We start from the raw sequence: 23,555 nt of genomic DNA on the forward strand, positions 1-23,555 counted from the left end.
CGATCACCACCATCGATAAAGAAGGGTGATCCATCATGTTGAAAACAGCCAAACGCCTGTTGATCGCAGCCCTCGTCGTGACCGCGCCGCTGCTCGCCGGCACCGCCGCGGCGCAGGACAAGGGACTGATCTCGATCATCGTCAACGACCCCTCCAATCCTTACTGGTTCACCGAGGGCCAGATCGCCCGCGAAACCGCCGAGGAGCTGGGGTATCGCGCCAATGTCAGCGCGCACAAGGGCGATACCAACGCCGAGAGCCGCCAGATCGATACCGCGATCACCAACCAGGCCAAGGCGATCATCCTCGATCCGGCCAATGCCGACGGTTCGGTCGGCGCGGTGCGCAAGGCAGTCGACGCGGGCATCCCGGTCTTCCTGGTCAACGCCGAGATCAACCAGCAGGGCCTGGCAGAAGCGCAGCTCGTTTCCAACAACGCCCAGGGTGCGGCGATCGGCGCACAGCAGTGGGTGCAGGCGGTCGGTGATTCGGCTCGCTACGTGGAGCTCAAGGGCGCACCGTCGGACAACAACGCCGCGACCCGTTCCAACGGCTATACCACCGTGTTGAGCCAGTATCCGGATCTGGAGAAGGTCGGCGAGGATGTCGCCAACTGGGATCGCACCCAGGGCTACAACAAGATGCAGAGCCTGCTGCAGGCGAATCCGGATATCGACGGCGTGATCAGCGGCAACGACGAGATGGCGCTGGGTGCCATCGCCGCGCTGAAGGAAGCCGGCAAGCTCGATGATGTGGTCGTGGGCGGCTTCGATGGTTCCCCGGATGCGGTCGACGCCGTGCGTTCCGGCGAACTGGCCTATACCGTGCTGCAGCCGGTGGCGATCTTCTCGAAGGCTGCCGTGCAGATGGCCGATCGCTTCATCACCAGCGGTGACACCGGCCTCGAGGGCGAGAAGCATCTGTTCGATTGCCTGCTGGTGACGCCGGACAACGTCGATCAGTACACCTCCGCCTTCGTGCTGGAGCAGTAACCGCATATCGAAAGGGTCGATGCATGAAGACTGTCGCGGGCCGAACGGCTCGCGGCAGTTTGGCGTAAAGCGTTCCGATCGGCGCTTGATCCGTCGATAGGCGATGCCCGCGTCGTCGAGTGGTCGGCAGCAGGCTTCGGCGAGGCCATCGTCGATCAATACGAGGTCGAACTCTTGGCAATCGGCCAGCCGATGCCGCACGTGGCGGCCGAACTTGGCGCTGTGAACGAGCGGAATCCGGCGCTCGCCGCCGGCTCGACTGCCAGGCGTCAGATCATGGTCAGCACGACCTTGATCGAGTCTCGCCGAGCGGCGATCTCGAAGCCGCGCTCGAACTCGGCCAGTGGCACATGATGCGTGACGATACCTTGCGTCGTCACCAGGCCGCGCGCCAGCAGGTCGATCGCCACCGGGTAAGTGTGCGGAGAGAGGTGCGAGCCGCGGATATCCAGCTCCTTGCGGTCGCCGATGGTCGACCAGTCGACGGTGGCGGGTTCCTTGAAGACGCTGAACTCGACGAAGCGGCCGAGCTTGCGTAGCGACTCCAGGCCCTGGGCCACGCCGCTCGGCGCGCCGGTGGCGTCGATATAGACCTCGCAGCCGTAACCGCCGGTGAGGGCCCGAATTTCCTTGGCGATATCGTCGCGATGCGGGTTGAAGCCGTGATCGCCGCCGTAGTCATAGGCCATTGCCAGGCGGTCGTCGTGGGTATCCACCAGGATCAACTGCCTGGGCGTCTTGAGCCGGGCGAGCTGGACCATGGCCAGGCCGATCGGGCCGCCACCGGCGATCACCACGGTGTCGTCGAACTGGATATCGGCGCGATTGATGGCATGGATGCCGCAGGCCAGCGGTTCGAGGAAAGTCGCGTCCTCGACGCTCAATCGCGGGTCGACCGGGTGCAGCACGGCATTGGCCGGCACGCGCAGATATTCGGCCATACCGCCGTCGGCGACACCGCCCTGGAAGCCGAAGATGTGATGTACCTCGCACATCCAGTAGTGGCCGCGCTGGCAGTAGAGACACTTGCCGCAGGGCAGGATCTGTTCCGGCACGACGCGATCACCGAACGAGACACCGAAGTGTTCCCCGGCACCCTCGCCCAGTGCGACGACCTCCCCCGCGAATTCGTGGCCGACGATCATCGGTGGCTTCACGAAGGGCGCGAAGCGATCGCCGTCGCCCCAGTACATCGCCGCGCCGTCGCGGCACTTGAGGTCGCTGGCACAGATGCCGCAGGCGTGAACCTTCAGGATCAACTCGTTCGGCCCCGGTTTCGGTGTCGGCACCGATTCGAGTCGATAGTCGTTCGGGCCTCGGCAGACCACGGCCCGCATGGTGTCGGGTAGTCGTTCGGGATCGGACATGGTGTCTCCTCGCGGCAGGCGTGGGTTGGCTGCCATGGCACGAAGTCCGTGAATAACATTTCAGCGTGATAAGTCGCTTTATGACTTTGGTATCGGGGGGTCTCCACCGATGGAGTTCTGTTTTTAACCATTTGAATCCAAATGGTTTGTCAGGGGGCTTCTCCTTGGTTTGGCACCAATGTCTAAGCCATGAAGATCACAGGTGAATGTTAGAAACAGGTGAATGTTAGAAATGGCTGGCATGCGACGAGTCGAGCGAGGCTCGGCCAGGGTTCGTTCTTGGGGAGGCAGTGATGCCGGAGGGATACTTGCTGGGGCTGGACGGCGGTTCCAGCTCGACCAAGGCGGTCATATTCGATGCGCAGGGAGAGGTGGTCGGGGTCGGTCGCCATGGCGCACCGCTTGAGCATCCGCAGGCGCATCGGGTCGAGCGCGACATGCAGGCGGTCTGGCGCAGTGCCGTGCAGGCGATCCGGCAGGCGCTTCAGGATGCCGATATCGACGGTCGTGAGATCGCCGCGATCGGGGTCACGGCCCACGGCGACGGGCTTTATCCCGTCGACCAATTGGGCGCGCCGCTGGGCAAGGCGATCACGTCGTTGGACAGCCGCGCGACGGGCATCGTCGAACGCTGGTCTCGCGAGGGCGTGCAGGCGCAGGCGCTGGCATGTCTCGGTCAGGTGCCGTTTGCCTTCTCGCCGGTCGCGCTGCTGGCGTGGATGCAGGCGCACGAGCCGGCGCGTTTCTCGGCACTGGGTCATGCGCTGACCTGCAAGGACTGGCTGCGGTTGAAGCTGACCGGCGAGGTGTTTGCCGACTTCACGGAAGCCAGTACCGGCTACACAGACGTGCACACCCAGCGCTACAGTCGCGAGGGGCTCGCCCTGCTCGGCATCGAGGCCGCCTTCGGTGCGCTGCCGGCGGTGAGAATGCCCGACGAGGTCGCCGGCCAGGTCACCGCCTCGGCGGCGCGGGAGACCGGCCTGAGGGCGGGCACCCCCGTTGCCACCGGTTTGCATGATGTGACCGCCAGCGCGGTCGGACTCGGTAACGTCGAGGCGGACACGCTGACTATCGCTGCCGGCACCTTCAGTATCAATGAGGTGTTCTCCAACGCGCCCCGCCCCGACTTCCGCTGGGCAACGCGCAACGGCCTGCGCCCGGGGCAGTGGCTCAACATGGCGGTATCGCCGGCGTCGTCGAGTAACCTCGAATGGTTTCACCGCCAGTGGGGGCGGCCGGGGGATGGAGGCACGGCGGCCTTCCTGGCCGATATGGAGTCGGCGCTGGAGGACGCTTTCGCCAGCGCCTCGCGGCTGGTCTATCACCCGTTTCTCTACGGCTCGCCCTATACGGAACCGGCCAGTGCCGGTCTGTTCGGGCTTCAGGGCTGGCACGGTCGCGGCCATGTGCTGCGCGCGATTCTCGAAGGGGTCGTGTTCAACCACCGGGTTCACGTCGACGCGCTCGCTTCCGCGTTTGCCATTCGACGCACGCGGATCACCGGCGGCGGCACACAGTCGCCACGTCTGGCCCAACTGTTCGCGGATACCCTGGGGCGCGAGGTCGAGATCGGGGCGACCCCGGAGGCCGCTGCCTGGGGCGCTGCCATCTGTGCCGGTGTGGCCGCGGGTCTGTTTCCGTCGATCGAGGCGGCCGCGTCGGATGCGCGGATGGTCCGCCGCCATGTGCCCGACGCCGCGGCACAGTCCGCCTGTCAGGCGCAATTCGAACGCTACGAACGACTGGTCGAGAGTCTGTGTCCACTCTGGAGCATGCTCGACGCCGAGTCGGCCACGGCGGTCGAGTCCGGCGAAGCATCTCACTCCACGACGCAGGGAGTTGGCCGATGAGCGATGGTACTCCGCCAACTGCCGTCAGCGACCGCCAGCGTACGCTGGCACGGCTCGCCGAAAATCCCGCCGTGGATGTGCTGATCATTGGGGCCGGTATTAATGGCGCGGGTCTGTTTCGGGAGCTGGCCGCCCAGGGCATCGATACGCTGATCGTCGACAAGCAGGATTTCTGTGGCGGTGCCAGCGCGGCGCCGTCGCGCTTGATTCATGGCGGTCTCAAGTATCTGGAAAGCGGCGAGTTTCGCCTGGTGGCGCAGTCCACGCGCGAACGCAACCTGCTGCTACGCAACGCGCCACACGTCGTCCATCCGCTGCGCACGGTGATGCCGACGCACAGCTGGTTCGGCGGCATCTGGCCGTCGATTCAGCGTTTCCTGCAGCGGCCGGCGAAGATCGACGATCGTGGCGTGTTGATCAGCGAAGTGGGGCTGGCGCTCTACGACTTCTTCGGTCGCCGGTTTCGCAGCATGCCCCGACACTCGGTGATGTTCGGGCGCCGGGTTCGCGAATCGCTGCCGGACATCCGCGGCGACGTGCGGGCGCTGCATACCTATTACGATGCCGCTGTCTCCCAGGCCGAGCGGCTCGGCTTCGAGCTGATCGACGATGGCTGCCAGGCGCACCGAGGTGCGATGGCGCTCAACTATGTCACACCGGTCGGCCATACCGACGGCACGGTCGATCTCGAGACGTTGGCGGGAGAGCGGCTGTCGGTGCGTCCGCGGATCGTGATCAATGCCGGGGGCGCCTGGATCGACGAGATCAATCGTCGTCTGGGGCTCGCAACGGCGCATATCGGCGGCACGAAGGGCGGACACCTCATCGTCGATGTGCCGGCGATTCGTCGCCAGCTCGACGGTCGCATGATCTATTTCGGAACACCCGATGGCCGGATCTGCCTGATCTATCCGTTCATGGAGCATGTTCTGGTCGGCGCCACCGATATTCGCTGTACCGATCCTGACCGGGCGATCTGCAGCGACGACGAACGCGACTACATGCTGGAGGCGGTGCGTTATCTGTTTCCCGGTGTGCCGGTGGGACCAGAACAAGTGTGCTATCGCTATAGCGGTGTCCGCCCGCTGCCGCGCAGCGATGCCGACGACCCTGGCCAGATCAGCCGCGACCATGCCCTGGTCGAAGATCGGCTCGGCGATCTGTCGGTACTGTCGCTGGTAGGCGGCAAGTGGACCACCTTCCGCGGCTTTGCCGAAGAGGCTGCCGATACGGTACTGACGCGACTGGGACGGCGCCGCGAGGTAGGGACCGAGCAAATGCCGATCGGTGGAGGACGCGACTACCCGCGCCGTGATGCCGAGCGCGATGCTTGGCTGTCGCGTGTCGCCGGACACTGCGATGGCGACCGTGGCCGCGCCGCCGCGCTGCTTGCTCGCTACGGTTCGCGGGGCGAGGCCGTGGCCGCCTACTGCGCCGAGCGCGAAGGGGCTCGGCGTCCACTGCGGACGCTGCCCGACTACAGCGTCGGTGAATTCGAGTTCGTCTGTCGGCGCGAGCGGATCGAGCAGCTCGACGACGTCCTGTTCCGGCGCCTGCCCATCGCCCTGTCGGCGCGACTCTCTTCGGCCGTCATCGAGGAAGTCGCCGACTGCTGCGGGGTGACGCTCGGCTGGTCGGATACGCATCGCGAGGCGCAGGTCGTTCGCGTGCGGCGGCTTGCCCGGGAGCGCCACGGGGTGACCTTGGCGGGGGCGGACATGACCGGCGAGACGACGGCCCCGGCAACATGACGATGACGACCGCTCAGGAGCATGATGCATGACGACTTCTTGTGGCGCCGCGATCGGTGCTGCCGAGCGGCGAACGCGTCGCCTGTTCCGGCGCGCAAGCGGCCGCAGTTGCATGGTCGCCTTCGATCGGACGCTGCTGGCGGGACCGCTCGAGTCGGCGATCGACGCGCGCGCCACCTGCGCGGCGATCGTTGCCGCCAGCCCGGAGGCGGTCCTGCTGTCGCCCGGGCTGCTCAAGCGCTGTGGTGATCTGTTTGCGTGCCGTGAGGCGCCCGCGGTGGTGCTGCGGATCGATTACCCGATGGTCGGCGATTTCACCTTGGCCGGGGCGGAACGCCACCGCCTGATCGCGACCCCCGCCGAGGCCCAGGCCATGGGCGCCGATGCGGTCGTCGTCTGCCTGATTTCCGGCTATGAAGATTCCGACGCCGAAGCCGATAACCTGACAGCGGTGGCCGAGACCGCGCGTGCCTGCGAGGCAATCGGCCTGCCGCTGATCGTCGAGGCGGTGGTGTGGGGCCAACGCGAGGAAGGGCGGCTCGATCCGACACGTATCGCGCGGGTGGCGCGCATCGCCGCGGAACTCGGTGCCGATCTGGTCAAGGCGCAGTTTACCGGGGCGCCGGCGGACATGCGTCGGCTGGCAGCGAGCTGTCCGGTACCGGTGCTGATTCTCGGCGGCGCGGCGGTGGATGACGACGACGCTCTCGAACGCTTCACGCGGTGTGCACTCGACGGGGGCGCGCAGGGTGTGATCTTCGGGCGTAACGCCTGGCAGCGGACGGCTGTCAGCGCCGGCATCGAGCGGTTGATCGATATCGTCCACGGCGATGCGGCGAACGCTCCGGCGTGATGCGGGACGTTCGGTGCGCCCACCGCCGACACGCCGGATGGCGCGCTTCACGACGGCCTGGTAAAGCCCGGCGCGGCGGAAAGATAGGCAGCTAGCAATTCAATGTGTAGACTTTTGTCCCCCTTGCCTCGAGTCGTCGAGGGCTGTCGAACATCGATGCCGAGCGTCCTGGCGCCGGTGGAATCGGCAGGTGCCCGCGACAGCTGCCATACTCGCGACAGGGATGTCGCGTGCCGTTCTGACCATTGACGCCGGCCGACGGCGCCGAATGACCAGCAGGCGGGCGCGTACGTGCACCGCAACCAGTGAACGAAAAGGGGCTCCGTACGCCATGAGTGAATATTCTCTGTTTACCTCCGAATCTGTCTCCGAGGGCCATCCGGACAAGATCGCCGACCAGATTTCCGACGCGGTGCTGGACGCCATCATCGCCCGCGACAAGCAGGCGCGCGTGGCGTGCGAAACGCTGGTCAAGACGGGCGTGGCGATTGTCGCCGGTGAAATCTCGACGACCGCTTGGGTCGATCTGGAAGATCTGGTGCGCCGGGTGATCCTGGACATCGGCTATACCTCTTCCGAAGTCGGTTTCGATGGCGAGACCTGCGGCGTGATCAACCTGATCGGCAAGCAGAGCGTGGATATCGCCCAAGGCGTCGACCGTGCCAAGCCGGAAGACCAGGGCGCTGGCGATCAGGGCCTGATGTTCGGCTATGCCACCAACGAGACTGACTCCTTCATGCCGGCGCCGATTCACTATTCACATCGTCTGGTCGAGCGCCAGGCCGAACTGCGCAAGAACGGCACTCTGGGCTGGCTGCGTCCCGACGCCAAGAGCCAGATTACCTTCACCTACGGCGACGACGGCAAGCCCAATGGCGTCGACGCCGTGGTGCTCTCGACCCAGCATGATCCGGATATCTCGCAGGACGAGCTGCGCAAGGCGGTCGAGGAACTGATCATTCGCGATGTCCTGCCGGCAGCGTGGATTCACGACAGCACGCGCTTCCACATCAACCCGACCGGAAAGTTCGTGATCGGCGGGCCGGTTGGCGACTGCGGACTGACCGGGCGCAAGATCATCGTCGATACCTACGGCGGCATGGCGCGCCACGGCGGCGGCGCCTTCTCCGGCAAGGATCCGTCCAAGGTCGATCGCAGCGCCGCCTACGCCGGTCGCTATGTGGCCAAGAACATCGTCGCCGCGGGGCTGGCCGACAAGTGCGAGATCCAGGTCTCCTACGCCATTGGCGTGGCCGAGCCGACCTCGGTTTCGATCAACACCTTCGGCACCGGCAAGGTGGCCGAGGCCAAGATCATCGAGCTGGTGCGCGAACACTTCGACCTGCGTCCGCACGCGATCACGCGCATGCTCGACCTGTTGCATCCGATGTATCAGCTCACCGCCGCCTACGGCCATTTCGGTCGCGAGCCGTTCGAATCCAGCTACGTCTGGACCGACGTCAACGGTGAGTCGCATACCGAGACCTTTACCGCCTTCCCATGGGAGAAGACGGACAAGGCGCCGGCGCTGAAGGCGGCCGCCGGGCTCTGATTCGACCCGACAGGCGGCAACTGCGTTTGCCGACGATTCGCGACGGACCCGCCAAGGCGGGTCCGTCGCTTTTGATATCTCTCATGCCCCCTTTCTGTTTACACGATTTCTGCCAGGAGTAAGACGTGCTCGAACTTGCCGCCATCGTCATGACGGTCACCGCCTGTCTGGCGTGGTTCAACGAACGCTTCATCAAGTTGCCCGCGACCATCGGGGTCATGGTCATCGCCCTGTTTCTGTCGCTGGTGATCCAGGGGCTCGCCGCCGTCGGCTTCGAGGCACCGGCGTCACTATCGCGCGGCTGGGTCGAGGCACTGGATTTCGATGCGCTGTTGATGAACGGCATGCTCTCGTTTCTGCTCTTTGCCGGGGCGCTGCACGTCGATATCAAGAAGCTCAAGCACTACTGGGCGTCGATCGGCGTGCTGGCCACGGTCGGGGTGCTGGTCAGCACGCTGCTGATTGGCTTTGCCTCTCACTGGCTGCTGCAGGTGATGGGCGTCGAGGTCGCACTGCCGTGGTGTCTCGTCTTCGGCGCGTTGATCTCGCCGACCGATCCCGTGGCCGTGCTGGGGATCATGCGCGATGCCGGGGCGCCGGAGGATATGGAAGTGCGCATCGTCGGCGAATCGCTGTTCAACGACGGGGTCGCGGTGGTGCTGTTCACGCTGCTGCTGGCTGCCGCGCAGAGCGGAGAGTCCCTCGGCGGCTGGCATGCGATCGGCCTGTTCGTCGAGGAAGCGGGCGGCGGCGCCGTGTTCGGTCTGGCGCTCGGGTATGGCGTGCATGCGCTGATGAAGCGTGTCGACCAGTATCAGGTCGAAGTATTGCTGTCACTGGCGATGGTCCTCGGCGGCTATACCCTGGCGACGCATCTGCATGTCTCCGGACCGATAGCGATGGTTGTCGCGGGGCTGGTCGTGGGCAACCACGCCTGGACGCACGCGATGTCGACCACGACGCGGCAGCACCTCAATGACTTCTGGGAACTGGTCGACGAGATTCTCAACGCGCTGCTGTTCGTGATCATCGGCCTGGAGCTATTGGCGCTGCCGTTCGATCGCATCTACCTGCTGGTGGCGGTGCCGCTGATTCTGCTGCTGATGGCGGTGCGCTGGCTGGTGGTGGCGACGCCGGTCATGCTGGCGCGTCGCCATTTCCGTCCGGGGTCGATCCCGGTTCTGACCTGGGGCGGGTTGCGTGGCGGTATCTCGGTGGCGCTGGCGCTGTCGATGCCGCCGGGCGAGGCGCGTGACGTGATCCTCAACGTCACCTACCTGATCGTGCTGTTCTCGATCGTGACCCAGGGCTTGACCATCGGTCATCTGGTCCAGCGCGTGCTCAAGCGCAACGCCGGGGCATCGGGCTGATTCTTGGCCTGGCCAAGCGAGATGAATCGCGCGCAGGTGGTATACGCCTCACACGGGCCTCGCTGTTAGACTTTGGTTGTAGTTGATCGCTTATCCATGGTATCGCCGTCGGCCGTTACTTACTCTTAGGCAGCTTGTTCGATAACGCGAAACCGACGGAGTGAACCATGATGTTACGCACGGGAATGCTGGTCGCGGCGCTCGGCCTGTCAGGCGCATTGCTGGCAGGCTGTGGCGACGACGCCGACGATCAGGCGCAGGAGGAAACCCAGTCCTCCTCAACGTCGCAGGAGAACGGTGCGAGTTCGCAGGCGTCGTCGGCCGATAGCGGCGAGTCTCAGGACATGGCGACCAGCGGCGAGGCCGCCGGTGGCGAGCCGGTCAACCTGATCTTCGGTACCGGCGGTACCGGCGGCAGCTATTACCCGATCGGCGGCGCGCTGAAGAGCATCTTCGAGCAGAGCGAGCTGGTCGACGGCGTGCAGGTGGTCTCCACCGGCGCCTCCGTGCAGAACATCAACAACATCTCCGACGGGCTCAACCAGATCGCGATCGTCATGAGTGACGTCGCCTACGATGCGGTCAACGGCCAGAACCAGTTCGACGGTTCGCCCGCCGACATCGAGGCGCTTGCCGGACTTTATCCGAATGTCGTGCAGGTGGTTGCCACGGCCGACAGTGGTATCGAGAGCATCGCCGACCTGGCCGGCAAGCGCGTCGGCGTGGGCAAGGTTGGCTCCGGAGTCGAGCAGAGCGCGGCCAAGGTGATCGAGTCCGCCGGCCTGAGCTATGACGATCTGGCCCGGGTCAGCCACACCGGCTACGCCGACAGCGTCACCGAGATGAGCAACGGCAATCTCGACGCGGCCTTCTTCACCTCTGGCGTGCCCAACTCCAGCATTACCGGCCTGATGCAGAGCACCGATATCACCTTCGTGCCGGTCACCGGCGACGTCGCGTCGTCGCTGCTGGAGCAGTATCCCTACTACGAAACCTACGAGCTGCCGGCCGGCGCCCCCGAGCGCTACAACCTCGACGAGTCGGTGGAGACCGTGGCGATTCGCAACATGATGATCGTTGGCAGCGACATGCGTGATGATGTCGCCGAAGAGCTCGCTCGTCGCTTCCACGACTATCTGGAGTCCGGCAATGTTTCGGTCGGCGCGCTCAAGCAGTTCGACCCCAACACCATGAATCAGAACCTGGTGGTGCCGGTGCATGCGGGTGCCCAGGCCTTTTACGAGACGCTGGCATCGGCAGACGACGCCTCGGCGACTAGCGCCGATGACGACAGTGACCTGTCGGAAGAGACTGCCAGCTCGTCTGAGAATGAAGCGGCAGCCACCACGGAGGCCGACGGCGCCGAAGCCGAGCCGGCCAAGCAGACCAGTGCCGAGACGCCGGAAGACAACGTGGAAACTGGCGCTGACAGCGATGCCAGCGGCAGCGAAAACGCCCAGGATGAACAGCCGCAGTCCTGAGTTCTGCATGGACGAGGCGTTCGTGGCACGAGTGGTGGCGTGGTGGCGTGGTTGAAGTGTTGATGTTGGTGGTCGCACGTTGACCGCGCGCCAGCGGTCGATAGCCCTGGCGACGGTCGCGATTTTCGTGCTCGCCGCCACGCTGCCGCTCCCCTGGCTGGTGGTGAGTGAAGGCACGCAGTGGCGGCTGGCCTTTCCCGGCTGGCAGGGCACGACCTTCAAGGTGCGCTGGATGCACTCGGTCGAGAAGGAAGACTGGGAGGAGTGGTTCGCGGTCACCGGCAACGGCGCCATCGAGATCACCGGTACCCGCTTCAAGACCTTCGGCGCCGGCGTCCCGGCCCACGCCGGTAACGCGACTCGGCTCGAGGATGGCTGGGTCGTGATGACCGGCATCGATCGCGTGGTCGACCCCTATGCCGTTCAGGCCGCCGTCGAGGAGCATTACCGCCTGATCTTCGCCGGCCGCGTGATCCCGCTCTCGCACGCCGACCCGCCACCGATTCTGCTCATCAGCGTGCGTGACGCACCGCTGTGGCAGGCGCTGCCGGCGCTGTTCCGTTCGCTGACCAGCGTCGAATCGCGGCGCTGATACCGACGAAGCGGGCTCGAGGCGCGCTTCGTCATGTCGCCACTACCTCGTGGACCGAAACCCCGTCAGAAGATAGGCAGGCGTGTGCTGGCTGGCCGATTCGGGCTGTCCGGCCCCGCGTTCTGTTGAAGATTGTGCCATAGCGTAGCGTCAGGCTGACGCAGGATACCGATATGACCGAACAAAAAACCACGCTCTCCGCCGATGCCGATCAGGATCCGGCGGTCAAGGAAGCGCTGGAGAAATTTGATCGCGAGAGTCTGGTGCGGGACAAGTTGCCGGCCGGCATCGTCAAGTTCGTGACCGTGGTCAGCGTGCTGCTGGCCCTGTTTCATCTCTATACCTCGTTTTCCGGGCCGCTGGTCGATGTCGCCCAGCGCAGTATTCACCTCTATACGCTGCTCGGGCTCGCCTTCGTGCTCTATCCCCTGACGCGCAAGGGCGCGCGGGACCGTGTCCCCTGGGGCGATGCACTGCTGGCGCTGATCGCCTTCGGCATCGGCGTCTACATGCTGGCGGTGTCGGACCGGGTTATCGCTTCGGCCGGGCGCATCAACAATGTCGATATGGTCGTCGGTTTCGTCGCGATCGCGCTGGTGCTGGATGCGACCCGGCGCGTCACGGGGTGGGGGCTGACGGTTCTGGCTTCGCTCTTTCTGGTCTACGGCTTCTACGCCAAGCTCTCGTTCTACCCGCAGCTGAACGAGGCGATCATTCTCGCCACCTGCAAGCAGGTGGTCGCGCATCTGGTCTTTATCACCGAGGGGCTGCTGGGCACGGCGATCGGTGTCTCGGCCAGTTACATCATTCTATTCATCCTGTTCGGGGCATTTCTCGGCAAGTCCGGGCTGGGCCAGCTGTTCAACGACCTGGCGCTGGCAATCGCAGGCCACACCCGTGGCGGCCCGGCGAAGGTGGCGGTCATCGCCAGTGGCTTTCTGGGCTCGATCAATGGCTCGGCGATTGCCAACGTGGTCACCACCGGGGCTTTCACCATTCCGCTGATGAAGAAAACGGGCTACAAGCCGAACTTCGCCGGCGCGGTAGAAGCCTCGGCGAGCGTGGGCGGCCAGATTCTGCCGCCCATCATGGGGGCGGCGGCGTTCATCATGGCCGAAGTGCTCTCGGTGCCTTATACCCAGGTGATCCTGGCCGGCATTATTCCGGCGCTGCTGTTCTACCTCGGCGTACTGTTCCAGGTGCACCTGCGCGCGATGCGCAACGGACTCGAGGGCATTCCGCGCTCGCAGTTGACGCCGCTCAAGGCCGTCATGCTCAAGCGTGGCCATCTGCTGATTCCGATGGCGGTGCTGCTGTGGCTGCTGTTCGAAGGGCGCGCGCCGTTCTTCGCGGCCTTCTGGTCGATTGCCGCCACCGTGCTGATCTGCGGTACCCGCCGCGTGACCCTCGGGTTGAGCGCGATCCTGGTGCTGCTGATATTCGAGCCGCAGCTGCGCGCGCTGATCGGCGGCAACCCGATGCCCAACTTTCCGGCCAGCCGCTGGATGCTGTTCGCGATCATCGCGATCCCCGTCGCCATCAACGCGATCCGCGCCCGACTGGGTATGGTGGCCGAGAAGATGGATGTCGGCGACTGCCGTGATGCCATGCATGACGGCGTACGCAATGCCATTCCGGTGGCTATCGCCTGCGGCGCGGTGGGGATCATCGTCGGCATTGCCACGCTGACCGGCGTGGCGCTCGAGGCCGCGGACGCGGTGGTCACGCTTGGCCAGCAGATTCCGATTCCGATGATCCAGCTGCTGGTGACGCTGGCGCTGACCATGGTGGCTTCCATCGTGCTTGGCATGGGGCTGCCGAGTATCCCGACCTACATCATTACCAGCACCATGGCCGCGCCGATTCTGCTCAATCTGCCGCTGTTCCGGGAGCTCGCCGGCAGCAACGAGACCGCGATCTTCGTCGCGCACATGTTCGTGTTCTACTTCGGCCTGTTCGCCAACCTGACGCCGCCGGTGGCGCTGGCCGCCTACGCCGGTGCCGGTATCAGTGGCGGCTCGCCCAACGCCACAGGCTTCCAGGCGATGAAGCTCGCCATCGCCGGCTTCGTGGTGCCGTACATGTTCGTCTTTGCCCACAGCATGCTGATGATCGACGCGACCTGGTTGAACACGATCTGGGTGATCGTGACTGGTGTCGTCGGCGTGCTGTTGCTGGCAGTGGCGGTCGAAGGTTACCTGCGCCGGCCGCTCAATCCGTTCTGGCGCGTGCTGGCGGCAGTCGGGGCGCTGGCGCTGATCTTCCCGGGTCTGGTCAGCGATCTGGTCGGCGCGGCGATTACCGTCGTGCTCTTCCTCCTCGCCAAGCAGAAAGCGCCCAGCGCCGACCCGGTCTGATCGGCATCCCTCTCTCGACGCCCGCTTGCCGTCACGGCAGGCGGGCGTTTGTGTCTCCGGCGGTGGGACCTCCTGTGGTATCTGGCTGCCGATCTCATACTTTCGTATGGCGCGACGTTTTGCTCATCCTCGATTGACGACAGGGTGCGCTGCGGTTTGCTATAAGAAAAACAAGGCACCCGTAAGTTGAAGCAACGGCGAGAGGTGCCGGTCATAGACCGATGAGGATGGCTCATGGCAATTAACGTCACGCGGCGCCAGTTTTTCAAACTGGGCGGGGCGGGGCTGGCGAGTTCGAGTCTGGCGATGATGGGCTTTGCGCCAGAACCCGCCGAAGCGTCGATCCGCCAGTTCAAGCTGGCCCACGCCAAGGAAACCCGTAACACCTGCACCTACTGCTCGGTCGGCTGCGGCATCCTGATGTACAGCAAGGGTGACGGTTCGAAGAACGTCGAGCAGGATGTCTTTCACATCGAGGGGGACCCCGACCATCCCGTCTCCCGCGGTTCACTCTGTCCCAAGGGGGCCGGCCTGCTGGATTTCGTCCACAGCGATGGTCGCCTGGCCTACCCGCAGGTGCGCGAGGCCGGTGCCAGCGAGTGGACGCGCATTTCCTGGGACGAGGCGCTCGAGCGTATCGCGCGTCACATGAAGGACGACCGCGACGCCAACTTCGTGCGGCGTAACGCGCAGGGGCAGACGGTCAATCACTGGACCACGACCGGTTTCCTCGCGGCTTCCGGCTCTTCCAACGAGGCCGGCTACATCACCCACAAGGTGGTGCGCAATCTCGGCATGGTGGCGTTCGACAACCAGGCACGCGTCTGACACGGACCGACGGTGGCAGGTCTTGCCCCAACATTCGGTCGCGGTGCCATGACCAACCACTGGGTCGACATCCGCAATGCCAATCTGATTATCGTGATGGGCGGCAATGCTGCCGAAGCGCATCCCGTGGGATTCCGCTGGGTGACCGAGGCGATCGAGCATAATAACGCCGAGCTGATCACGATCGATCCACGATTCACGCGTACCAGCGCCGTGGCGCAGGACCGGGCGTTCATTCGCACCGGTACCGATATCGCCTTCCTCGGCGGGCTGATCAGCTATCTGATCGAGACCGATCAGATCCAGCGCGAATACGTGCTCCACTACACCGATGCGGCGCTGATCGTTCGCGACGGCTACGGCTTCGAGGATGGCCTGTTCTCCGGTTACGACGAGGCCACGCGTAGCTACGACAAGCAGTCGTGGATGTACGAGATGGGCGACGACGGTTTCGTGCGGCGCGATGAGTCGCTCGAAGATCCGCGCTGCGTCTATCAGCTCCTGCGCGCGCATTACGCCCGCTACACCCCGGAGACGGTCTCGAGCATCACCGGCATTCCGGTGGAGACGATCCAGCGCATCTGGCGGAAGATCGCCGCGACCGCCGTGCCCGACCGCACCATGACCTTCTGCTATGCGCTGGGCTGGACGCAGCACTCGATCGGTTCGCAGATCGTGCGCGTGGCCGCCATGGTGCAGCTGCTGCTCGGCAACATGGGTATGCCGGGCGGCGGTGTCAACGCCCTGCGCGGCCACTCCAACATCCAGGGGCTGACCGATCTGGGGCTGCTGTCGCAGCTCTTGCCGGGCTACCTGACGCTGGCCAATGCCAAGGAGCAGGATTACGCCGCCTATATCGACAAGCGCACCAAGCAGCCGACGGTCGAGGGGCAGGTCTCCTACTGGAAGAACTACGAGAAGTTCCACGTCAGCCTGATGAAGTCCTGGTTCGGCTCGGCCGCGACCGAGCGAAACCAGTGGTGCTTCGACTGGCTGCCGAAGCTGGAGCGACCGCTCTACGACGTGCTCGATACCTTCGAGCGGATGTCGAAGGGCGAACTCAACGGTTACTTCTGCCAGGGCTTCAATCCATTGGCGTCGTTCCCCGACCGGGCCAAGATCACCCGCGCGCTGTCGTCGCTCAAGTACCTCGTGGTGATGGACCCGCTCAATACCGAGACCAGCGAGTTCTGGAAGCACTACGGCGAGTACAACGACGTCGACTCGAGCGCGATCGATACCGAAGTCTTCCGCTTGCCGACCTGCTGCTTTGCGGAGGACGAAGGGTCCATCGTCAACAGTGCGCGCTGGCTGCAGTGGCACTGGGCCGCCGCACCGCCCCCGGGCGATGCGCGACCCGACATCCGCATCATGGCCGAGCTGTTCCTCCGGCTGAAACGGCTGTATCAGGAGGAGGGCGGCGTCTTTCCGGAGCCGATTCTCAACCTGACCTGGGACTACGACATCGCGGATGAACCGAGACCGAGCGAACTCGCACGCGAGTACAACGGCCGCGCTCTCGAGGATCTCGTCGATGACGAGGGCAATATCACCCGCCGCGCCGGCGAGCAGCTCTCCGGCTTCGGCGAGTTGACCGCCGATGGCCGGACCGCGGCTGGCTGCTGGATCTTCACCGGCTGCTGGACGGAAGACGGCAACCAGATGGCGCGACGCGACAATTCCGACCCCTACGGGACCGGCAATACGCTGGGCTGGGCGTGGGCGTGGCCGGCCAACCGGCGCATTCTCTACAACCGCGCCAGCGCCGATGTGCAGGGGCGACCCTGGGGCGCGAACAAGGCGTTCATCTGGTGGGACAGCGAGCAGGGCCAGTGGACCGGTGCCGACGTGCCGGACTTCCCGACGACGTCGCCGCCGTCCCAGGGGCAGATGCCGTTCATCATGCAGCCGGAGGGCGTGGGGCATCTGTTCGCCGGTCAGAGCATGGTCGATGGGCCTTTCCCCGAGCACTACGAGCCGTTCGAATCGCCGGTGCCGCAGAACCTGCTGCATCCCGGCAATTCGCGGGCGCGGGCCAATCCGGCGGCGCGCATCTTCGACGACGATCGCGAGGCGCTGGGCAAGCCGGAGGACTTCCCGCACGCGGCGACCACCTATCGCCTCACTGAACACTTCCACTTCTGGACCAAGCACGCGCGACTCAATGCCGTGGTCCAGCCGGAGCAGTTCGTGGAGATCGGCGAGGCGCTGGCCGAGGAGATCGGGGTGGCCGCCGGCGATTGGGTCAAGGTGTCATCCAATCGCGGCTTCATTCGCGCGGTGGCGGTGGTGACCAAGCGCCTGCGGCCGATGCAGATCGGCGACCGCCAGGTCCATCACGTGGGGATTCCGTTGCACTGGGGCTTCACCGGCGTGGCGAAGAAGGGCTATCTGGTCAACGCCCTGACGCCCTTCGTCGGCGATGCCAACACCCAGACGCCGGAGTACAAGTCATTCACCGTGCGCGTCGAAAAGGCGTAAGGGAGCGTTCGAGACATGAATAATTCCCAGAACATCATCGCCCGCTCCGCGACCACGACGACACCCCCCCAGGTGCGAAGCCACGTGGAGGAGGTCGCCAAGCTGATCGATGTCTCCAAGTGCATCGGCTGCAAGGCGTGTCAGGTGGCGTGCATGGAGTGGAACGACCTGCGCGACGACGTCGGCGAGTGTCACGGCACCTACGACAATCCGACCGACCTGACCGCCAACTCGTGGACGGTGATGCGTTTCAGCGAGCACGAGTCCGACGATGGCAATCTGGAGTGGTTGATCCGCAAGGATGGCTGCATGCACTGCGCCGAGCCGGGCTGCCTGGCGGCCTGTCCGGCGCCCGGCGCGATCGTGCAGTACGCCAACGGCATCGTCGACTTCGATTCCGAGCACTGTATCGGCTGCGGTTACTGCATCACCGGCTGTCCGTTCGACATCCCGCGTATCTCGCCGAAGGACCAGAAGTCCTACAAGTGCACGCTCTGCTCGGACCGGGTCAACGCGGGGATGGAGCCGGCCTGCGTCAAGACGTGCCCGACCAACTGCATCGAGTTCGGGACCAAGGAAGACATGCTGGCTCGTGCCGAAAAGCGTGTCGGCGATCTGCAGGCGCGCGGCTTCCGGGACGCGGGCATCTACGATCCGGCGGGGGTCGGCGGTACGCACGTCATGTATGTGCTCCACCATGCCAATGATCCCAACCGCTACAGCGGCTTGCCGAAAGATCCGCGCATCTCGCCGCTGGTCGGCGCCTGGAAGGGCGTTACCAAGCCGATCATGTCCGCGATCATCGGCATTACCGCCTTTGCCGGCGTGATCCACTACATGACCAAGGGGCCGAAGGAGGAGCCGGAAGACGATCCGGGGCACGATGACGCACCGGCGCACACGCTCGGCTACGATGCGACGCGTCGGGACGCGGGAGCGCGCGGCGAGGGTGAGGACAGCGCGGGCGATCGCCCGAAGGGGGAAGAGCGATGAAGAGGCCACACGATCGTCTGATCCGGTATTCGCCGCTGGATCGCGCCAATCACTGGAGCATGGCGATGGTTTTCGTGCTGCTGGCGCTGTCCGGCCTGGCATTCTTTCATCCGGCATTCTTCTTTCTGAGCCATACGCTGGGCGGACCGGTGTGGGCGCGTATCCTGCATCCATTCCTCGGCGTGGTGCTGGTGCTGCTGTTCTACGCCATGGCGCTGCGTCACGTCCGGCGCAACCTGCTGGGCGAGAACGACGTCCAGTGGATGCGCCAGATCGGTGACGTGCTCGATAACCGCGACGAGAAGCTGCCGCCGATCGGCAAGTACAATCCGGGACAGAAGCTGGTCTACTGGTCGCTGGTGGTCTCGATCGCGCTGCTGTTGATCAGTGGCGTGATCATGTGGCGGCCGTGGTTCGCCGGCTACTTCCCGATTCCGTTGATCCGTTTTGCCAACCTGATCCACGCCCTGTCGGCGTTCGTCGCCATCGTCACCATCGTGATCCATGTCTATGCCGCGATCTGGGTCAAAGGCTCCGTGCGGTCGATGACCCGTGGTTGGGTCACGCGCGCCTGGGCACGACATCACCATGGCCTGTGGGCCAAAGAGCAGGAGGAGAAATCGCGTGAGCACTCCTGAACGGGACGCCGGTGCCAGCGCTACGGGCGAGCATGCCTTCGGCCGGGCGCCGGCGTCCCCCGGGGCGCCGCCGATGGTCGTGCTGCCGGGGCGCAAGCTGTTCGCCGAACGCGCGCAGCGGCTGCACCGGCTAGCCGAGCGCCTGCCGGCCATGAGCGACTACCTGCATTTCATGGCGCGAATCGTCGAGGCGCAACATCGCGTGCTGCAGCAGGCCCGACCAAGCTTGACCGACACGGCCGATCTGGCGATCGCCCACGACATTCCGCCGCTGGCGGTCGACGGCTTGTGGCGCGACATGTCCTGGCCTATGGACCTTGAGGCGCTGATTGCCGACCTCGACCCCGAGGTACCCGCCGCCCAGCGCGTCTGGTTCGAAGCGCTGCGGGAAGCACCCAGCGAGACGCGCACTGAGCTGGCGGCGGCGCTGCTGGGTGGCGAGCCGCTGTCGGCTGACGCCACCGCGATGGCGCCGCTGGTCGGTGCGGCGCTGCAGGTGGCGTGGACGCGCCAGGCACGTGGGCTGGCGCATCCGCCGGGGCGGCCGAAGGAGAGCGTGCGTGCGCTCTGTCCGTGCTGCGGGGCCCCACCGGTGGCGAGCGTGATCCAGATCGGTATGGCGCGCTCCAAGGTGCGCTACCTGCATTGCGGCCTGTGCGCCACCGAGTGGTACGCCGAGCGCGCACGCTGCCCGCAGTGCGGCGACAGCAAGACGCTGGGCTACCATACGCTGGAGGACCACAGCGGGGATCGCGTCCTGCCTGTCCAGGCCGAGACCTGTGACCACTGCGCCAGCTATCTCAAGGTCGTTCAGCGCGAGTGGGCGCAGGACGCCGATCCGCTGGCCGATGATCTCGCCAGTCTGGCGCTGGATATGATGATCGCCGATCGCGAGCTGGCGCGACGTGCCTTCAATCCGCTGCTGGTGCTGGGCAGCCCCGCCTGACACGTCGATCTCTGCAGGCGTCGGTATCGGTCGCGGCGGTTCTGGCCTGCGGCGGGCTTGTTCCGGCGTCCTGGCAGCGCTTAAATCGAAACTCCACCCGCGGCCTGAGAGCTGTTGATGTCGGAACCCACCTCGATACCCGAAGACCTTCGCCGCCGTCTGCCGGCGGTCAACACGTTGCTGGTTCACCCGAGTCTGGCCGAATGGCGCGAGGAGGTCGGCGAGCGGGCGCTGACGCGCGCCGTACGCGACACGTTGGCTAAATGGCGAGATCGACTGGGGGACGCCGAGATGGCGTTGCCCGATGAGGCGACGCTACTCGCCGAGATTCGTGAGAGCGTCGGACGCCAGCGTCAACGCCACGCACGTTCGGTATTCAATCTTACCGGCACGGTTATTCACACCAACCTGGGGCGCTCCCCGTTGAGCGAGTCCGCGATCAAGGCGGTGGTCGAAGCGGCACGTCACCCGGTAGCGCTAGAGTACGATCTCGAGGCCGGGAGGCGCGGAGACCGCGACCGGCTGGTGGAGGATCTCCTCGTCGAGCTGACCGGGGCCGAGGCGGCGACCGTGGTCAACAACAACGCCGCCGCCGTGCTACTGGCGCTGACGGCCGTTGGCGCCGGTCGCGAGGCGATCATCTCCCGGGGCGAGATGATCGAGATCGGCGGGGCGTTTCGCATGCCCGACGTGATGACCGCCGCCGGCTGCCGACTGGTCGAGGTCGGCGCCACCAACCGCACCCACGCGCGGGACTTTCGTCAGGCGCTCGGCGACGAGAGCGGGTTGATCGTCAAGGCACATACGTCGAACTATCACGTCGAGGGCTTTACCGCGAGCGTACCCGAGCCCGAGCTGGCCGAGATCGCCCATGCCCACGGCATCCCGTTCATGATCGATCTCGGCAGCGGGGCGCTGACCGACTTCCGTGCGCTCGGACTACCCTGCGAAGCGCAGCCGGGCGAGGCGATCGCCGCCGGCGCCGACCTGGTCACCTTCAGCGGCGACAAGCTGCTCGGTGGCCCGCAGGCGGGCATCGTGGTCGGCCGGCGCGAGCTGATCGCCAAGCTCAAGTCGCACCCCCTCAAACGGGCGCTGCGCTGCGACAAGCTCACCCTCGCCGCGCTGGAAGCCACGCTCAGAACCTATCGGGATAGTGCAGCGCCCGAGCGTGAACTGCCGACCCTTTCTCTGCTGACACGGCCCGGCACCGAGATTGCGGCCCAGGCCGAGCGCCTGCTCCCTATCGTTCGCCAAGCCCTGGATGGCATCGCCGACGTGGAGGTCAGGTCCTGTCGCAGCCAACTGGGCAGCGGATCGCTGCCGGTAGATCGCCTCGACAGCGCGGCGCTGGCCATGACGCTGCCGCGCGGGCGCGATCTGGCCCGCCTGGAGCGGGCATGGCGCCGCTTGCCGCGTCCGGTGATCGGGCGCGTTCATGACGGTGCGGTCTTGCTCGATCTGCGCTGCCTGGCCAGCGACAGCGACGAGCAGGCCTTCGTTGCCCAGCTATCGCGGCTGCCGGATGCGTGGCGAGCGGTATCATGATCGTCGGCACCGCCGGCCACGTCGATCATGGCAAGACCGCGCTCGTTCGGGCGCTGACCGGGGTCAAGACGGATCGCCTGAAAGAAGAGCAGGCACGTGGCCTGACCATCGAGGCCGGTTACGCCTATCCCGACCCGCCGCCGGGGTTCGACGGCGTCTCGCTCGGCTTCATCGATGTGCCCGGCCACGAACGCTTCATCGCCAATATGCTTTCCGGCGCTGCCGGTATCGAGGCGATGCTGCTGGTGGTCGCGGCGGATGACGGCATCATGCCGCAGACGCGTGAGCATGCGCGAATCCTCGAACTGCTCGGCGTCACCCGAGCCTGGGTGGCACTGACCAAGATCGATCGCGTCGACGGCGCGAGAGTCGACGCGGTCAGCGCGGACATCGACGCCTGGCTGGCCGGGACCCCCTTTGCCGGTTCGCCGATCTTCCCGCTTTCCAGTCTCCGCGGTGAGGGCGTCGAGGCGCTGAGCGAGACGCTCTGGCGAGCCGCCGCCGATCAGCCCGGCCGCGACGATAGCGGCAGCTTCCGGCTGGCGGTCGATCGCGTTTTCATCAAGTCGGGTAGCGGGGTCGTCATGACCGGCACGATTCGTGCCGGCAGCGTGCACACGGGCGCGTCGGTTCGTCTGCTGCCGAGCGGGCTGGTGGCGCGCGTTCGCGGGCTGCGAGCGCAGAACCGCGAGGTCGAGTGGGCAGGGCATGGGGAGCGCTGCGCGATCAACCTGAGTGGCAGCGATATCGAGCGCGATCGAGTGGCGCGCGGCGACTGGGTGATCGGCGAGCACTCGCCGATCACCGACCGTCGGCGCCTAGACGTGACGCTACGCCTGCTGCCGGAGTCGCCGCCGCTGACTCACTGGACACCGGTTCATCTGCATCACGCCAGCGCTCACGTCACCGGGCGTCTGTCCCTGCTGGAAGGGGAGACCCTGATGCCGGGCGAGACTTGCCTGGCGCAGCTGGTGCTCGAGTCGCCGCTGCAGCCGGCGCACGGCGACGCGATCATCGTGCGCGATCACGGCGCCAGTCGCACGCTGGCGGGGGCCCGGGTGCTCGATGTCGCGCCGCCCCGACGCGGCGCGCGCAAGCAGGAGCGGCTTGCCTGGCTGCGTGCGTTGCGACAGGCGCTGCCGACGGCGGTCGCTGCGACGTCGCCTGATCGGCTCTGGCCGGCACTGGACGTCAATCATGGCGTCGATATCGTGGCGTTGGCCGCCAACCTGAACCTGGCCACAGCGACGGTAGCGGCTTCCGCCGAGCGTGCCGGCTGGCAGGTCATGACGAGTGGGGCCGTATGCCTGGCTCTGTCCGACGGCTATCTGCAGCGGTTGTATCGGAAGGTGCTGGCCCGCCTGGCCGAGATGCACGAGGTCGAGCCGAGCATGCGCGGCGTCGAGATCGATCGCCTGCGCCGCCTAAGCGCGCCCGACCTGCCGGCGTCGCTGTTCCGCCCGCTGCTGGCGCGCTGGAAGGACAATGGCGATCTCGTTCAGCACGGCCCCTTCGTGGCGCTGGTCTCGCATCGTGCCACGCTCTCCGATGTGGATAGCGAACGCTGGAAAGTGGTGCAGCCGCTGCTCGCGGCGCAGCCTTTTGAACCGCCACGGGTACGGGATATCGCCCGGCAGCTGGCGTGGCCGGAGACCGATGTCCGGCGTTTGCTGCATAACTGTGCGCTGCTGGGAGAGGTCTACCAGCTGCGCCAGGATCACTTTTTCCTGACGCCGGCGGTCGCGACGCTGGCCGATATCATCCGCCAGCTCGATACGGTGTCGCCGGGCGGGGTCGCGGCCGCGGCGTTTCGTGATCGCGTCGGCTGCGGTCGCAAGCTGGCCGTGGCCATTCTGGAATTTTTCGATCGCATTGGCTTCACGCGTCGAGTGGGCGATAGCCACAAGGTGATCCGAGAGGATATGCTGTTTGCGTGATCGCTACGCTTGTCGT

Annotated in this window: 16 protein-coding genes; 15 read left to right on the plus strand and 1 reads right to left on the minus strand. The window is 65.6% G+C overall.

All coding sequences use genetic code 11. From position 1 onward, the window contains the following. The first annotated feature begins 35 nt into the window (after positions 1-35). Positions 36-992, plus strand: coding sequence for a D-ribose ABC transporter substrate-binding protein (locus MC381_RS03470; protein ID WP_251976325.1), 957 nt, complete (start codon positions 36-38; stop codon positions 990-992). A 269-nt stretch (positions 993-1,261) separates the two neighbouring features. Here the strand turns inward: MC381_RS03470 and MC381_RS03475 are convergent, their stop codons facing one another. After that, positions 1,262-2,359 (minus strand): alcohol dehydrogenase catalytic domain-containing protein, encoded by a 1,098-nt coding sequence (locus MC381_RS03475; RefSeq protein WP_251976326.1) that lies wholly within the window; start codon positions 2,357-2,359, stop codon positions 1,262-1,264. 293 nt (positions 2,360-2,652) lie between these two features. Between MC381_RS03475 and MC381_RS03480 the strand changes: the two genes are divergently transcribed. The 14 genes from MC381_RS03480 (at position 2,653) to selB (ending at position 23,539) form a co-directional block, all read left to right on the plus strand. Beyond that, positions 2,653-4,212: an FGGY-family carbohydrate kinase gene (locus MC381_RS03480; RefSeq protein WP_251976327.1), complete on the plus strand. Its 1,560-nt coding sequence runs from the start codon at positions 2,653-2,655 to the stop codon at positions 4,210-4,212. Further along, complete coding sequence (locus tag MC381_RS03485) at positions 4,209-5,963, plus strand: glycerol-3-phosphate dehydrogenase/oxidase (protein WP_251976328.1); 1,755 nt, start codon at positions 4,209-4,211, stop codon at positions 5,961-5,963. The genes MC381_RS03480 and MC381_RS03485 overlap by 4 nt, the downstream gene beginning before the upstream one ends. A gap of 28 nt (positions 5,964-5,991) precedes the next feature. Beyond that, positions 5,992-6,816 (plus strand): class I fructose-bisphosphate aldolase, encoded by an 825-nt coding sequence (locus MC381_RS03490; RefSeq protein ID WP_251976329.1) that lies wholly within the window; start codon positions 5,992-5,994, stop codon positions 6,814-6,816. A 331-nt stretch (positions 6,817-7,147) separates the two neighbouring features. Continuing rightward, positions 7,148-8,368, plus strand: a complete 1,221-nt coding sequence (gene metK, locus MC381_RS03495) for a methionine adenosyltransferase (protein ID WP_251976330.1) — start codon at positions 7,148-7,150, stop codon at positions 8,366-8,368. 125 nt (positions 8,369-8,493) lie between these two features. Further along, complete coding sequence (locus MC381_RS03500) at positions 8,494-9,738, plus strand: cation:proton antiporter (RefSeq protein WP_251976331.1); 1,245 nt, start codon at positions 8,494-8,496, stop codon at positions 9,736-9,738. A gap of 167 nt (positions 9,739-9,905) precedes the next feature. Continuing rightward, on the plus strand, positions 9,906-11,219 hold the full coding sequence (locus MC381_RS03505) for a TAXI family TRAP transporter solute-binding subunit (RefSeq protein WP_251976332.1): 1,314 nt from the start codon (positions 9,906-9,908) through the stop codon (positions 11,217-11,219). Between the two features lie 79 nt (positions 11,220-11,298). Then, on the plus strand, positions 11,299-11,811 hold the full coding sequence (locus tag MC381_RS03510; RefSeq protein ID WP_251976333.1) for a DUF1850 domain-containing protein: 513 nt from the start codon (positions 11,299-11,301) through the stop codon (positions 11,809-11,811). 173 nt (positions 11,812-11,984) lie between these two features. Next, on the plus strand, positions 11,985-14,168 hold the full coding sequence (locus MC381_RS03515) for a TRAP transporter permease (protein ID WP_251976334.1): 2,184 nt from the start codon (positions 11,985-11,987) through the stop codon (positions 14,166-14,168). A gap of 309 nt (positions 14,169-14,477) precedes the next feature. Further along, complete coding sequence (fdnG, locus tag MC381_RS03520; RefSeq protein WP_510184915.1) at positions 14,478-17,477, plus strand: formate dehydrogenase-N subunit alpha; 3,000 nt, start codon at positions 14,478-14,480, stop codon at positions 17,475-17,477. A gap of 15 nt (positions 17,478-17,492) precedes the next feature. Beyond that, the gene (gene fdxH / locus MC381_RS03525; protein WP_251976336.1) at positions 17,493-18,470 is read left to right on the plus strand and encodes a formate dehydrogenase subunit beta; all 978 of its coding nucleotides are present in this window, start codon (positions 17,493-17,495) and stop codon (positions 18,468-18,470) included. After that, positions 18,467-19,108, plus strand: a complete 642-nt coding sequence (locus MC381_RS03530; protein ID WP_251976337.1) for a formate dehydrogenase subunit gamma — start codon at positions 18,467-18,469, stop codon at positions 19,106-19,108. Before fdxH ends, MC381_RS03530 begins: the two co-directional genes overlap by 4 nt. Beyond that, the gene (gene fdhE / locus MC381_RS03535; protein WP_251976338.1) at positions 19,095-20,054 is read left to right on the plus strand and encodes a formate dehydrogenase accessory protein FdhE; all 960 of its coding nucleotides are present in this window, start codon (positions 19,095-19,097) and stop codon (positions 20,052-20,054) included. Before MC381_RS03530 ends, fdhE begins: the two co-directional genes overlap by 14 nt. Positions 20,055-20,171: 117 nt before the next feature. Further along, positions 20,172-21,602, plus strand: a complete 1,431-nt coding sequence (gene selA, locus MC381_RS03540; protein WP_251976339.1) for an L-seryl-tRNA(Sec) selenium transferase — start codon at positions 20,172-20,174, stop codon at positions 21,600-21,602. After that, a complete protein-coding gene (selB, locus tag MC381_RS03545; RefSeq protein WP_251976340.1) occupies positions 21,599-23,539 on the plus strand; it encodes a selenocysteine-specific translation elongation factor in 1,941 nt (646 codons plus the stop codon). The genes selA and selB overlap by 4 nt, the downstream gene beginning before the upstream one ends. The last annotated feature ends 16 nt before the right edge of the window (positions 23,540-23,555 follow it).

It is taken from the genome of Salinicola avicenniae (genome assembly GCF_023736115.1).
Lineage (GTDB): Bacteria > Pseudomonadota > Gammaproteobacteria > Pseudomonadales > Halomonadaceae > Salinicola > Salinicola avicenniae.